At 70.4% G+C, this 13,709-nt stretch carries 13 protein-coding genes; all 13 read left to right on the forward strand.

The annotated features are described in order from the left end of the window. The first annotated feature begins 97 nt into the window (after positions 1 to 97). The 13 genes from ABT170_RS13325 to ABT170_RS13385 all read left to right on the forward strand — a co-directional run bounded on the left by ABT170_RS13325 (position 98) and on the right by ABT170_RS13385 (position 13,567). On the forward strand, positions 98 to 952 hold the full coding sequence (locus ABT170_RS13325) for a peptidoglycan DD-metalloendopeptidase family protein (protein ID WP_351866607.1): 855 nt from the start codon (positions 98 to 100) through the stop codon (positions 950 to 952). Positions 953 to 1,019: 67 nt separating this feature from the next. Then, positions 1,020 to 1,565 (forward strand): LemA family protein, encoded by a 546-nt coding sequence (locus ABT170_RS13330; protein WP_266929234.1) that lies wholly within the window; start codon positions 1,020 to 1,022, stop codon positions 1,563 to 1,565. A gap of 211 nt (positions 1,566 to 1,776) precedes the next feature. Then, a complete protein-coding gene (pdxS, locus tag ABT170_RS13335) occupies positions 1,777 to 2,697 on the forward strand; it encodes a pyridoxal 5'-phosphate synthase lyase subunit PdxS (RefSeq protein WP_266929233.1) in 921 nt (306 codons plus the stop codon). Between the two features lie 6 nt (positions 2,698 to 2,703). Next, positions 2,704 to 3,297, forward strand: a complete 594-nt coding sequence (gene pdxT / locus ABT170_RS13340; RefSeq protein WP_266929232.1) for a pyridoxal 5'-phosphate synthase glutaminase subunit PdxT — start codon at positions 2,704 to 2,706, stop codon at positions 3,295 to 3,297. Positions 3,298 to 3,358: 61 nt separating this feature from the next. Then, the gene (locus ABT170_RS13345; protein WP_266929230.1) at positions 3,359 to 4,111 is read left to right on the forward strand and encodes a YebC/PmpR family DNA-binding transcriptional regulator; all 753 of its coding nucleotides are present in this window, start codon (positions 3,359 to 3,361) and stop codon (positions 4,109 to 4,111) included. A 128-nt stretch (positions 4,112 to 4,239) separates the two neighbouring features. Beyond that, a complete protein-coding gene (ruvC, locus tag ABT170_RS13350; RefSeq protein ID WP_266929229.1) occupies positions 4,240 to 4,773 on the forward strand; it encodes a crossover junction endodeoxyribonuclease RuvC in 534 nt (177 codons plus the stop codon). Then, the gene (gene ruvA, locus ABT170_RS13355; protein ID WP_329941748.1) at positions 4,770 to 5,396 is read left to right on the forward strand and encodes a Holliday junction branch migration protein RuvA; all 627 of its coding nucleotides are present in this window, start codon (positions 4,770 to 4,772) and stop codon (positions 5,394 to 5,396) included. Before ruvC ends, ruvA begins: the two co-directional genes overlap by 4 nt. A 34-nt stretch (positions 5,397 to 5,430) precedes the next feature. Continuing rightward, positions 5,431 to 6,516, forward strand: a complete 1,086-nt coding sequence (gene ruvB / locus ABT170_RS13360; protein WP_351866613.1) for a Holliday junction branch migration DNA helicase RuvB — start codon at positions 5,431 to 5,433, stop codon at positions 6,514 to 6,516. 166 nt (positions 6,517 to 6,682) lie between these two features. Continuing rightward, positions 6,683 to 7,159, forward strand: a complete 477-nt coding sequence (gene yajC, locus ABT170_RS13365; protein ID WP_329941747.1) for a preprotein translocase subunit YajC — start codon at positions 6,683 to 6,685, stop codon at positions 7,157 to 7,159. A 144-nt stretch (positions 7,160 to 7,303) separates the two neighbouring features. After that, a complete protein-coding gene (gene secD / locus ABT170_RS13370; RefSeq protein WP_329941746.1) occupies positions 7,304 to 9,112 on the forward strand; it encodes a protein translocase subunit SecD in 1,809 nt (602 codons plus the stop codon). 1 nt (position 9,113) lies between these two features. Then, entirely contained in the window at positions 9,114 to 10,223 is a 1,110-nt protein-coding gene (gene secF, locus ABT170_RS13375; RefSeq protein WP_329941745.1) for a protein translocase subunit SecF, read from the forward strand. Then, a complete protein-coding gene (locus ABT170_RS13380; RefSeq protein ID WP_329941744.1) occupies positions 10,223 to 10,774 on the forward strand; it encodes an adenine phosphoribosyltransferase in 552 nt (183 codons plus the stop codon). Before secF ends, ABT170_RS13380 begins: the two co-directional genes overlap by 1 nt. A 177-nt stretch (positions 10,775 to 10,951) precedes the next feature. After that, on the forward strand, positions 10,952 to 13,567 hold the full coding sequence (locus ABT170_RS13385; protein WP_329941743.1) for a RelA/SpoT family protein: 2,616 nt from the start codon (positions 10,952 to 10,954) through the stop codon (positions 13,565 to 13,567). Positions 13,568 to 13,709: the final 142 nt, after the last annotated feature.

The following is a 13,709-nucleotide window of genomic DNA, read 5'->3' on the forward strand; positions in this document are numbered from 1 at the left end:
CTTCCCGGCCCGGCCGCGCCGGGAGGCATGGACTCCTTGGGTGTGGGCATGACAAGGCCCACAACCGAGAAGTCCACGCCTCCCCGAGGAGACCACCATGACCGGGCCACTGGGCGGCCACGACCGCCGACCCACCAGAAGAACGCTGCTGCGCGGGACGGCGGCGGCCATCGGGATCACGGCGGGCGCGGGCCTGTTCGGCACCCGTGCCGCGTACGCCGTCTCCTTCTACAACCCGTTCGGCGGCTACCCGGTCACCGGCACCTGGCAGGACCACCTCAACGACGGTTCGCTGGGCGGCATCGACCTCGGCATGGGAGTCGGTACGCGACTGCCCGCCGCGGGCGGCGGCACCGTCCGCAACATCCCGGACAACGGCACCGGCGGGCACACCGTCACCATCCACCACGACAACGGGTACCGCACGCAGTACATGCACCTGTCGCAGTTCCTGCTGGCCGACGGCGCCTCCGTGGGGACCGGGGGCATCGTCGGACTCTCCGGCGGGCAGCCCGGCGCACCCGGCTCGGGCTCGTCCACCGGACCCCATCTGCACTGGCACATGATCGATCCCAACGGGGTCCGGATCGACCCGCTGGTCTACCTCGGCGGCGGCTCCGGCGGCGGCCTGCCCAAGACGAGCACCGAACAGGACGGCGAACCCGGCACCGTCTTCTGGCAGCGGGCCCAGCGCTGGCTCTCCATCGAGTCCGGCTACACCGGTCCCATCGACGGCGACCCCGGCGCGAACACGTACGCGGCCCTCCAGCGCAACCTCCGTGACCACTACGGCTATGCGGGTCCCATCGACGGCGAACCCGGCCCGAACACCTGGGCCGCCCTCCAGCGTCTCGCCGCCGCCCACGGCTACACCGGCCCCGTCGACGGCGAGATGGGCCCCAACTCCTGGCGCGGAGTGGCCCGTTTCCTCAACCAGGACCGCTGGGACTGACCCCGGCCACCGCCCCGTCACGGGCCGGAGGGCGGGGCGCCACCGGCCCGACGGTAGCCTTTGCGCGGTGACCGAAACCCTCATCTGGATCGCCGTCGCGCTCTTCGCGATCGGCCTGTACCTCAGCTGGACGGCCGGCAGGCTCGACCGGCTGCACACGCGCATCGACGCGGCGCGGGCCGCGCTCGACGCCCAACTGCTGCGCCGCGCCTCGGTCACCCAGGAACTGGCCACCTCGGGCGTCCTCGACCCCGCCGCGTCGATCGTCCTCTACGAGGCCGCGCACGCCGCCCGGCAGGCGGAGGAGGACCAGCGGGAGGTCGCCGAGAGCGAGCTGAGCACGGCGCTGCGGGCCGTCTTCGGCGAACCGGCCCAGGTCGAGACGGTGAAGGAGATCCCCGGCGGCGAGGAGGCCGCCACCGAGCTGGCCGCCGCCGTGCGCCGGGTGCCGATGGCCAGGCGCTTCCACAACGACGCCGTGCGGGCGGCCCGCGCCCTGCGCAGGCACCGTACGGTACGGCTGTTCCGGCTGGCCGGGCACGCGCCGTTCCCGCTCGCCTTCGAGATGGACGACGCGCCGCCGGTGGCCCTCGCGGACCGCCCGGGGACCTGAACGGCGACGCCCGCGGGGCCGTGGCGTGAGAGCCGTGCCGTCAGGGCCACGCTGCCAGGACCGGGCCGTCAAGGCCGCGCCCCGCGGGGAAGGGTGACGGTACGCGGCGGGAAAACGGGCCACGGGCTGTCCATTGGCCCTTGCTGTGGACTGGTCCCGGAGCGTTTGCTCAGTGCTGCAGAAACCAGCGTCTTTCACCGAGTGAGGTCCCGTGTCCACGCTTCCCAGCACCCCGCAGTCCGCCGAGTCCCCCGCCACCGGCACCGCCCGCGTCAAGCGCGGCATGGCCGAGCAGCTCAAGGGCGGCGTGATCATGGACGTCGTCGACGCCGAGCAGGCGAAGATCGCCGAGGACGCGGGCGCCGTGGCCGTCATGGCCCTGGAGCGGGTGCCCGCCGACATCCGCAAGGACGGCGGAGTGGCCCGGATGTCCGACCCCAACATGATCGAGGAGATCATCGCGGCCGTCTCCATCCCCGTCATGGCCAAGTCCCGCATCGGCCACTTCGTCGAGGCCCAGGTCCTCCAGTCCCTCGGCGTCGACTACATCGACGAGTCCGAGGTCCTCACCCCGGCCGACGAGGTCAACCACAGCGACAAGTTCGCCTTCACCACCCCCTTCGTCTGCGGCGCCACCAACCTGGGCGAGGCCCTGCGCCGGATCGCCGAGGGCGCGGCGATGATCCGCTCCAAGGGCGAGGCCGGCACCGGCAACGTCGTCGAGGCCGTCCGCCACCTGCGCCAGATCAAGAACGAGATCGCCCGGCTGCGCGGCTACGACAACAACGAGCTGTACGCCGCCGCCAAGGACCTGCGCGCCCCGTACGAGCTGGTCAAGGAGGTCGCCGAGCTCGGCAAGCTGCCCGTCGTCCTGTTCTCCGCCGGTGGTGTGGCCACCCCCGCCGACGCCGCTCTGATGCGTCAGCTCGGTGCCGAGGGTGTCTTCGTCGGCTCCGGCATCTTCAAGTCCGGCGACCCCGCCAAGCGCGCGGCCGCCATCGTCAAGGCCACCACCTTCTACGACGACCCGAAGGTCATCGCGGACGCCTCCCGCAACCTGGGCGAGGCCATGGTCGGCATCAACTGCGACACGCTGCCCGAGGCCGAGCGCTACGCGAACCGTGGCTGGTAACCACCGATGAGCGACACCCCTGTGATCGGAGTCCTGGCCCTCCAGGGCGACGTGCGGGAGCACCTGATCGCCCTGGCCTCGGCCGATGCCCTGGCCAGGCCGGTCCGGCGCCCCGAAGAGCTCGCCGAGGTCGACGGCCTCGTCATACCCGGCGGCGAGTCCACCACCATGTCCAAGCTCGCCGTCCTGTTCGGCATGCTGGAGCCCCTGCGCGAGCGGGTACGGGCCGGGATGCCGGTCTACGGCACCTGCGCCGGAATGATCCTGCTCGCCGACAAGATCCTCGACCCCCGGTCGGGCCAGGAGACCGTCGGTGGCATCGACATGATCGTGCGCCGCAACGCCTTCGGGCGGCAGAACGAGTCCTTCGAGGCCGCGGTCGAGGTCGACGGCATTGCGGGCGGCCCGGTCGAGGGCGTCTTCATCCGGGCGCCCTGGGTCGAATCCATCGGGGCCGCGGCGGACGTCATCGCCGTGCACGGTGGCCATATTGTCGCCGTACGCCAGGGAAACGCCCTGGCCACGTCATTCCACCCGGAACTGACCGGAGATCACCGGGTTCACGCGCTCTTCGTCGACATGGTGCGCGCAGTCGGCTGACCGGATCCCGGTAGGATCTCTCGGGTTCGGATCGATTTTGGTGACGCGAAGGAGAAGGCAGATGTCCGGCCACTCTAAATGGGCTACGACGAAGCACAAGAAGGCCGTGATTGACGCCAAGCGCGGCAAGCTCTTCGCGAAGCTGATCAAGAACATCGAGGTCGCGGCCCGTTCCGGCGGTGTGGACCCCGAGGGCAACCCGACGCTCGTCGACGCCATCCAGAAGGCGAAGAAGAGCTCCGTCCCGAACAAGAACATCGACTCCGCGGTCAAGCGCGGAGGCGGTCTCGAAGCGGGCGGCGCCGACTACGAGACGATCATGTACGAAGGCTACGGCCCCAACGGTGTCGCGGTGCTCATCGAGTGCCTCACCGACAACCGCAACCGTGCCGCCTCCGACGTACGTGTCGCGATGACCCGCAACGGCGGCTCGATGGCCGACCCGGGCTCCGTCTCGTACCTCTTCAACCGCAAGGGCGTCGTCATCGTCCCCAAGGGCGAGCTGTCCGAGGACGACGTCCTCGGCGCGGTGCTCGACGCGGGCGCCGAGGAGGTCAACGACCTCGGTGAGACCTTCGAGGTCGTCAGCGAGGCCACCGACATGGTCGCGGTCCGTACCGCGCTCCAGGAGGCCGGCATCGACTACGACTCCGCCGAGGCCAACTTCCTGCCCACCATGCAGGTCGACCTCGACGAAGAGGGCGCGCGCAAGATCTTCAAGCTCATCGACGCGCTGGAGGACAGCGACGACGTGCAGAACGTCTTCGCGAACTTCGACGTGTCCGACGAGGTCATGGAGAAGGTCGACGCCTGAGGCGCGATCGGCGGAACGGCTTCTGCGGACGGGCCGACGGGGACACACCCCGTCGGCCCGTCGCATTGTCGGTGCGAGCCGATAGCCTGCCAGAACAGTTGACCGAGCGGTGAGGACAGGGGGGCTCCATGCGGGTACTCGGCGTGGACCCGGGGCTGACCCGGTGCGGTGTCGGTGTCGTCGAGGGGGTCGCGGGCCGCCCGTTGACCATGATCGGCGTCGGTGTCGTCCGCACCTCCTCCGACGCCGAACTGGGGCATCGGCTGGTCGACATCGAGCGGGGCATCGAGCAGTGGCTCGACGAACACCGCCCCCAGTTCGTCGCCGTGGAGCGGGTGTTCGCCCAGCACAACGTCCGTACGGTGATGGGCACCGCCCAGGCCAGCGCGGTCGCCATGCTCTGCGCCTCCCGGCGCGGCATCCCCGTCGCCCTGCACACCCCCAGCGAGGTCAAGGCCGCCGTCACCGGTTCGGGCCGCGCGGACAAGGCGCAGGTCGGCGCCATGGTGACCCGGCTGCTCCGGCTGGACGCGCCGCCCAAGCCCGCCGACGCCGCCGACGCCCTCGCGCTCGCCATCTGCCACATCTGGCGCGCACCCGCGCAGAACCGACTCCAGCAGGCCGTCGCCGCCCATCGCACGCTGAAAGGCCGTACCGCATGATCGCCTTCGTCTCCGGCCCGGTGGCCGCCGTCACCCCGACCACGGCCGTGATCGAGGTCGGCGGGATCGGCATGGCCGTCCAGTGCGCCCCGAACACCCTCACCGATCTGCGCATCGGCAAGGAGGCCAGGCTCGCCACCTCCCTCGTCGTGCGGGAGGACTCGCTCACGCTCTACGGCTTCGCCGACGACGACGAGCGCCGGGTCTTCGAGCTGCTCCAGACCGCCAGCGGCGTCGGCCCCCGGCTGGCCCAGGCCATGCTCGCCACCCACAGCCCGGACGCGCTGCGCCTGGCGGTCTCCACCGGCGACGAAAAGGCGCTCACCGCGGTCTCGGGCATCGGCAAGAAGGGCGCCCAGAAGCTCCTGCTGGAGCTGAAGGACCGGCTCGGCGAGCCCGTCGGCGCCCACATCGGCCAGCAGGGCATCGGCACCCCCGTCACCCCGGCCTGGCGCGACCAGCTCCAGGCCGCGCTGATCGGGCTCGGCTACGCGACCCGTGAGGCGGACGAGGCGGTCTCCGCCGTGGCCCCGCAGGCCGAGGCCGCCGTCGCCGAGGGCGTTCAGCCCCCCGTGCCGCAGCTGCTGCGCGCCGCCCTGCAGACTCTCAACCGCGCACGCTGACCGGCACCGAAACACCCGAGGCGGGACTGACCGAATGAACTGGGACGAGACCGGACCCGACACCGACGAGCGGCCGGTGCCGCAGTTCGACGAGCGGCTGGTCGACGCCGGCGCGGACGGCGAGGACACCGCGGTCGAAGCGGCCCTGCGCCCGAAGGACCTGGAGGAGTTCGTCGGCCAGGAGAAGGTCCGCGAACAGCTCGACCTGGTCCTCAAGGCGGCCCGCGCCCGCGGTGCCACCGCCGACCACGTCCTGCTCTCCGGTGCTCCCGGGCTCGGCAAGACCACCCTGTCCATGATCATCGCGGCCGAGATGAACGCACCGATCAGGATCACCTCGGGACCCGCCATCCAGCACGCGGGCGACCTCGCGGCGATCCTCTCCTCCCTCCAGGAGGGCGAGGTCCTCTTCCTCGACGAGATCCACCGGATGTCGCGGCCCGCCGAGGAGATGCTCTACATGGCGATGGAGGACTTCCGGGTCGACGTCATCGTCGGCAAGGGCCCCGGCGCCACCGCGATCCCGCTCGAACTTCCGCCGTTCACCCTGGTCGGCGCCACCACCCGGGCCGGTCTGCTGCCGCCCCCGCTGCGCGACCGCTTCGGCTTCACCGGACACATGGAGTTCTACGCCCCCGCCGAACTGGAACGAGTGATCCACCGCTCGGCCCGGCTGCTCGATGTCGGCATCGACGCGGACGGCGCCGCCGAGATCGCCGGACGCTCCCGGGGCACCCCCCGCATCGCCAACCGGCTGCTGCGCCGCGTCCGGGACTACGCCCAGGTCAAGGCCGACGGCACGGTCGACCGGGAGATCGCCGCCGCGGCGCTCAAGGTGTACGAGGTTGACGCCCGCGGCCTCGATCGGCTGGACCGGGCGGTCCTGGGTGCACTGCTGAAACTCTTCGGCGGCGGGCCGGTCGGCCTGTCCACCCTCGCGGTCGCCGTGGGGGAGGAGCGCGAGACGGTCGAGGAGGTCGCCGAGCCCTTCCTCGTACGGGAAGGACTGCTGGCCAGGACGCCGCGCGGCCGGGTCGCCACCCCCGCGACCTGGGCCCACCTCGGCCTCGTACCTCCGCAGCACGGCGGAAAGGGACAACAGGGTCTCTTCGGGGCGTGATGCGTCACAGGTTGGCCCGTAACGGAACCACGGTGCGATGCTGGGCGTTGTTCCATCGATGCGGACTCGCTTAGACTCCGCCGATGCCGCCCTTAAAGGTCGGTGTACCCACCCCCGTATATACAGGCCGCATTCCAGCGCGGTCGTGCGAAGGAATTTCCGTCCCGTGAATATCGTGACTCTCCTCCCCTTCATCGTGCTCATCGGGGCCATGTTCCTGATGACCCGGTCCGCCAAGAAGAAGCAGGCGGCGGCTGCGCAGATGCGCAACGACATGCAGCCCGGCACCGGCGTCCGGACGATCGGAGGCATGTACGCCACCGTCAAGGAGGTCAACGACGACACGGTTCTCCTTGAGGTCGCCCCCGGCGTCCACGCCGTCTACGCCAAGAACTCGATCGGTGCCGTCCTCGACGACGAGGAGTACAACCGCATCGTCCACGGTGACGACGACCTCAAGGTCGACGGCGCGGTCGTGCCCGACGACGCCTCCTCGCTCACCGGCGACGACGACGCGAAGATCGACCTGGTCAAGAAGGACGAGGACGAGGACGCCGCGCCGGCGGACACCGAGGACGCCGCGGCGAAGGATGCCAAGGACTCCAAGGACGGCAAGGCCGACGGCGAGGCCGACGCGAAGTAGTTCACGATTCGGGGACGCCACGCCCACCGGTGCGCGGCGTCCCCCGGGCCGTGCGGTTTTCTGCGGGGGCAGGTCCCCACAACACTTCGTGGCCGCTCGGGCGCGTACCCGGCGCGGGGCGGTTGGACAGGGAGAAACGAGAAGGTGGCAGCACCGAAGAAGGGCCGCGGGCCGGCCGGTGGTCAGAGCAGGCCGGGGCGTGCCCTGGTTCTGATCCTGATCGCCATGGTCGCGCTCACCGGCGGGATGTTCCTGTCCGGTCACACCACGCCCCGGCTGGGTATCGACCTGGCGGGCGGGACCTCGATCACGCTTGAGGCGAAGAGTCAGCCCGGCAAGCCCGACGCGATCAATCCGACCAATATGAACACCGCGGTCGGCATCATCGAGCGACGGGTCAACGGTCTGGGTGTCTCCGAGGCCGAGGTTCAGACCCAGGGCGAGAAGAACATCATCGTCAACATCCCCAAGGGGACGAACTCCGAGCAGGCCCGGGAGCAGGTCGGTACGACCGCCCAGCTCTACTTCCGGCCCGTTCTGACCGTCCAGGCCGGCGGCCCCGGGGAGCCGGTGCCCACGGGCAGCGCGAAGCCCTCGGGCAGCGCCACGCCGAGCGCGGAGGAGTCCGCCAAGGCCGGGGACAAGGCCAAGGGCGACGAGGCCAAGGGTGACGAGGCCACCGGGGACGAGGCCACCTCCCCCGGCTCGCCGTCGGCGAGCGCCACCACCCAGGGACGCGCGGTCACCGGAGCCCTGAAGAAGGACCCCACCCCGAGCGCCACCGACTCCTCGAAGCCGGACGCGTCGAAGTCGCCCGACGCGTCCGCGACGCCGTCCGCCGACCCCGCGGCCGCCAAGCTCCAGGAACAGTTCGCCAAGCTCGACTGCACCGACCCGAAGCAGCGCACGGACGCCGGCAAGGACGCGAAGCCCACCGACTCCATCGTCGCCTGTGGCTCGAACACTCCCGGCCAGTACGAGAAGTACGTGCTCGGCCCGGCCGAGGTCTCCGGCGCGGACGTCGACGACGCCCAGGGCGCCATCGACCAGACCACCGGCGAGTGGATCGTGTCGATGGAGTTCACCTCCGGCGGCGCCAAGAAGTTCCAGACGATCACCTCGCGGCTCTCGCAGCAGCAGCCGCCGATGAACCAGTTCGCGATCGTCCTCGACGGCGAGGTCGTCTCCGCGCCCTCCGTGCGTACGGCGCTCAGCAAGAACGCCCAGATCTCCGGAAGCTTCGACCAGCAGTCCGCCGAGGACCTCGGCAACATCCTGTCGTACGGCGCGCTCCCGCTGACCTTCGACGAGGCGAGCGTCACCACCGTGACCGCCGCCCTCGGCGGCGAGCAGCTCAAGGCGGGTCTCATCGCCGGCGCCATCGGCCTCGCGCTCGTCGTCATCTACCTGGTGGCCTACTACCGAGGGCTCGCGTTCATCGCGCTCCTCAGCCTCCTGGTCTCCGGCATCCTGACGTACACGATCATGGCTCTGCTCGGCCCGGCCATCGGCTTCGCGCTGAACCTGCCCGCGGTCTGTGGCGCGATCGTCGCCATCGGCATCACGGCGGACTCGTTCATCGTGTACTTCGAACGCGTACGTGACGAGATCCGCGAGGGCCGGACGCTCCGCCCGGCCATCGAGCGGGCCTGGCCGCGCGCCCGGCGCACCATCCTGGTCTCCGACTTCGTGTCGTTCCTGGCCGCGGCGGTGCTCTTCCTCGTCACCGTCGGCAAGGTCCAGGGCTTCGCGTTCACGCTCGGCCTGACCACGCTGCTCGACGTCGTCGTGGTGTTCCTCTTCACCAAGCCCGTCATGACGCTGATGGGCCGGACGAAGTTCTTCTCCAGCGGCCACTCCTGGTCCGGGCTGGACCCGAAGCGGCTCGGCGCGAAGCCGCCGCTCCGCCGCTCGCGCCGTGCCAACGCTTCCACCGACCCGAAGGAGGCGTGAGATGTCGCGACTCGGCAATCTGGGCGCCCGGCTCTACCGCGGCGAGGTCGGTTACGACTTCATCGGCAACCGCAAGATCTGGTACGGCGTCTCGATACTGATCACCATCACGGCCATCCTCGGCCTGGCGGTCAGCGGCCTCAACATGGGTATCGAGTTCAAGGGCGGCGCGGTCTTCACGACCGACGTCAAGGCCAAGATCTCGGCCTCCCAGGTCCACGAGGCCGCGGTGGAGGCCTCCGGCCACGAGGCGATCGTCCAGGAGCTGGGCAACGGCGGTCTGCGCATCCAGATCACCGAGGTCGACACGGCCAAGGCCGACGCGATCAAGACGCAGCTCTCCGAGGACCTCGGGGTGCCGGCGGAGAAGATCAACGCGGACCTGGTCGGCCCCAGCTGGGGTGAGCAGATCGCCAACAAGGCCTGGACGGGTCTTGGGATCTTCATGGTCCTCGTGGTGGTCTACCTGGCCATCGCGTTCGAGTGGCGGATGGCCATCGCGGCCCTCGTCGCCCTGATCCACGACATCACCATCACGGTCGGTGTCTACGCGCTGGTCGGCTTCGAGGTCACGCCGGGCACCGTGATCGGTCTGCTGACCATCCTCGGTTACTCCCTCTACGACACGGTCGTCGTCTTCGACAGCCTCAAGGAGGGCCAGAAGGGGATCACCAAGCAGACCCGCTTCACCTACAGCGAGATCGCCAACCGGTCGATCAACAGCACACTGGTGCGTTCCATCAACACCACCGTCGTGGCGCTGCTGCCGGTCGCCGGTCTGCTGTTCATCGGTGGCGGTGTCCTCGGCGCGGGCATGCTGAACGACATCTCGCTGTCGCTGTTCGTCGGTCTCGCCGCCGGTGCGTACTCCTCGATCTTCATCGCCACTCCGCTCGTCGCCGACCTCAAGGAACGCGACCCGCAGATGAAGGCGCTGAAGAAGCGGATCCTCGCCAAGCGCGCGGCGGCAGCAGCCAAGGGCGAGTCCGCCGACGACGAGCACGACGACGAGCCGCAGGACGCCTTCCCCGAGGACGCCGAGACCGCCGGTGCCACCGTGGGCCGGCCCCGGCAGCCCAGGGGCCACGGCCGGACTCCGGGGAAGCGATGATGACCAGCACCACCGCATCGACCCGGGAACTGCTGCTCAGCCGCATCCGTGATGTGGCCGACTACCCGAAGCCCGGTGTCGTCTTCAAGGACATCACCCCGCTGCTCGCGGACCCGGTCGCCTTCACGGCACTGACCGACGCCCTCGCGGAGCTGTGCGTCCGGCACGGCGCCACGAAGATCGTCGGACTGGAGGCGCGCGGCTTCATCCTCGCCGCCCCCGTAGCGGTCCGGGCCGGGCTCGGCTTCGTACCCGTCCGCAAGGCCGGGAAGCTGCCCGGAGCCACGCTCCGGCAGTCCTACGAGCTGGAGTACGGCAGCGCGGAGATCGAGATCCACGCCGAGGACCTCACCGCGGACGACCGGATCATGGTCATCGACGACGTCCTCGCCACCGGCGGCACCGCCGAGGCCTCCCTGGAGCTGATCCGGCGGGCCGGCGCCCAGGTCGTGGGTGTCTCGGTCCTCATGGAGCTCGGCTTCCTCTCCGGCCGGGCCCGCCTGGAGCCCGCGCTGCGGGGCGCTCCGATAGAGGCACTGATCACCGTCTGAGCCCCGCGCGGTGGCGTTCACCCGCCGCACGAGCCCCTGACGACGCGAACGGGCACCCGGGAACACCGGGTGCCCGTTCCGCGTTGACAGGGGCCTCCCGCGGTCCCCGGGCGAGGTCCGGCCGGGGGGTCGATACCATGGGCTTCCGGGTACCCCGGATCCGCACGAGGAGCGCTCTTGCCAGACGAGGCCCAGCCAGCCGCAGCCCCGCAGCCCGAAAAGCCCGCGGCGGCCCCCGCAACGCCCGAGAAGGCCAAGCCCTCGGGTGCGCCGGAGCCCGCGCCGCGCGAGCCGTCCGGCAGCTCCCCGCAGGCCCCGGCTCCCGCCTCCGCCGCCCCCGCGAAGCCCGGCGGCCCCGCGCGCCCGGCCACCCCGGCGTCCGCGAAGCCCGCCGCCGCACCCGCCTCCCCGGCCCCCGCCGAGCCCGCGCCCAGGACCCCGGCCAGGCCCGCCGCCGCGAAGCCCCTCGCCCCTGCCGGTCCGGCGACCCGCTCGGGCGGCTCCTCCAACCGCGTCAGGGCCCGCCTCGCCCGACTGGGTGTGCAGCGTTCCAGCCCGTACAACCCGGTCCTCGAACCGCTGCTGCGCACCGTCCGCGGCAATGACCCCAAGATCGAGACCGCCACGCTGCGCCAGATCGAGCGGGCCTACCAGGTCGCCGAACGCTGGCACCGCGGCCAGAAGCGCAAGAGCGGCGACCCGTACATCACGCACCCGCTGGCCGTGACGACGATCCTGGCCGAGCTGGGCATGGATCCGGCCACCTTGATGGCCGGCCTGCTGCACGACACCGTCGAGGACACCGAGTACGGCCTGGACACCCTGCGCCTCGACTTCGGCGACCAGGTCGCGCTGCTCGTCGACGGCGTCACCAAGCTGGACAAGGTCAAGTTCGGTGAGGCCGCGCAGGCCGAGACCGTACGCAAGATGGTCGTCGCCATGGCGAAGGACCCCCGGGTCCTCGTCATCAAGCTCGCCGACCGGCTGCACAACATGCGCACCATGCGCTACCTCAAGCGGGAGAAGCAGGAGAAGAAGGCCCGCGAGACGCTGGAGATCTACGCGCCGCTCGCCCACCGCCTGGGCATGAACACCATCAAGTGGGAGCTGGAGGACCTCGCCTTCGCGATCCTCTACCCCAAGATGTACGACGAGATCGTCCGTCTCGTCGCCGAGCGGGCCCCCAAGCGCGACGAATACCTCGCCATAGTGACCGACGAGGTGCAGTCCGACCTGCGCGCCGCCCGGATCAAGGCCACCGTCACCGGGCGGCCGAAGCACTACTACAGCGTCTACCAGAAGATGATCGTGCGGGGCCGGGATTTCGCCGAGATCTATGACCTGGTGGGCATCAGGGTCCTCGTCGACACCGTCCGCGACTGCTACGCGGCGCTCGGCACCGTCCACGCCCGGTGGAATCCGGTACCGGGGCGGTTCAAGGACTACATCGCGATGCCCAAGTTCAACATGTACCAGTCACTGCACACCACGGTGATCGGTCCCAGCGGAAAGCCCGTCGAGCTCCAGATCCGTACGTTCGACATGCACCGCCGCGCCGAGTACGGCATCGCCGCGCACTGGAAGTACAAGCAGGAGGCCGTCGCCGGCGCCTCCAAGGTGCGTACCGATGTCCCCAAGAACACCGGACGCGGCCAGGACACCGTCAACGACATGGCGTGGCTGCGCCAGCTCCTGGACTGGCAGAAGGAGACCGAGGACCCCAGCGAGTTCCTGGAGTCCCTGCGCTTCGACCTCTCCCGCAACGAGGTCTTCGTCTTCACGCCCAAGGGCGATGTCATAGCGCTCCCCGCGGGCGCGACACCGGTCGACTTCGCGTACGCCGTCCATACCGAGGTCGGCCACCGGACCATAGGAGCACGGGTCAACGGGCGGCTCGTACCGCTCGAATCCACCCTGGACAACGGTGACCTGGTGGAGGTCTTCACCTCCAAGGCGGCCGGCGCCGGGCCCTCGCGGGACTGGCTGGGCTTCGTCAAGTCGCCCCGCGCCCGCAACAAGATCCGCGCCTGGTTCTCCAAGGAGCGCCGCGACGAGGCGATCGAGCAGGGCAAGGACTCCATCGCCCGCGCGATGCGCAAGCAGAACCTGCCGATCCAGCGCATCCTCACCGGCGACTCCCTGGTCACCCTCGCGCACGAGATGCGCTACCCCGACATCTCGTCGCTCTACGCGGCGATCGGCGAGGGCCATGTCGCCGCCGCGGGCGTCGTGCAGAAGCTCGTGCAGGCACTCGGCGGTGAGGACGCCGCCAACGAGGACCTCGTCGAGAGCGCGCCGCCCTCCCGGGGCCGCAGCAAGCGCCGCGCCAACGCCGACCCCGGTGTCGTGGTCAAGGGCGTCGAGGATGTCTGGGTCAAACTGGCCCGCTGCTGCACACCCGTCCCCGGCGACCCGATCATCGGCTTCGTCACCCGCGGCAGCGGCGTCTCCGTGCACCGCGCCGACTGCGTCAACGTCGACTCGCTGTCGCAGCAGCCGGAGCGCATCCTCGAAGTCGAGTGGGCACCCACCCAGTCCTCGGTCTTCCTGGTCGCCATCCAGGTCGAGGCTCTGGACCGTTCCCGGCTGCTCTCCGACGTCACCCGGGTCCTGTCCGACCAGCACGTCAACATCCTGTCGGCGGCCGTGCAGACCTCCCGCGACCGGGTGGCCACCTCCCGGTTCACCTTCGAGATGGGCGACCCCAAGCACCTGGGGCACGTCCTGAAGGCCGTACGCGGCGTGGAGGGCGTCTACGACGTGTACCGGGTCACCTCCGCGCGCAGGCCGTAGGTCCCCGACCGGGCCGGTCCGTCACCCGCGGGCCTGCCCGGGACATACGGAGAGGGGGGGCGGGTAGTGTGAAGGAGAGCAGCCCCCCCGCCTAAGGGGCGGCAGGGAGTGGCCCGGGGGGGGCCCCCACCACAGCCGCCCC

Origin of the sequence: Streptomyces sp. NPDC001787 (assembly GCF_040297465.1) — a bacterium.
Taxonomy (GTDB): Bacteria; Actinomycetota; Actinomycetes; order Streptomycetales; family Streptomycetaceae; genus Streptomyces.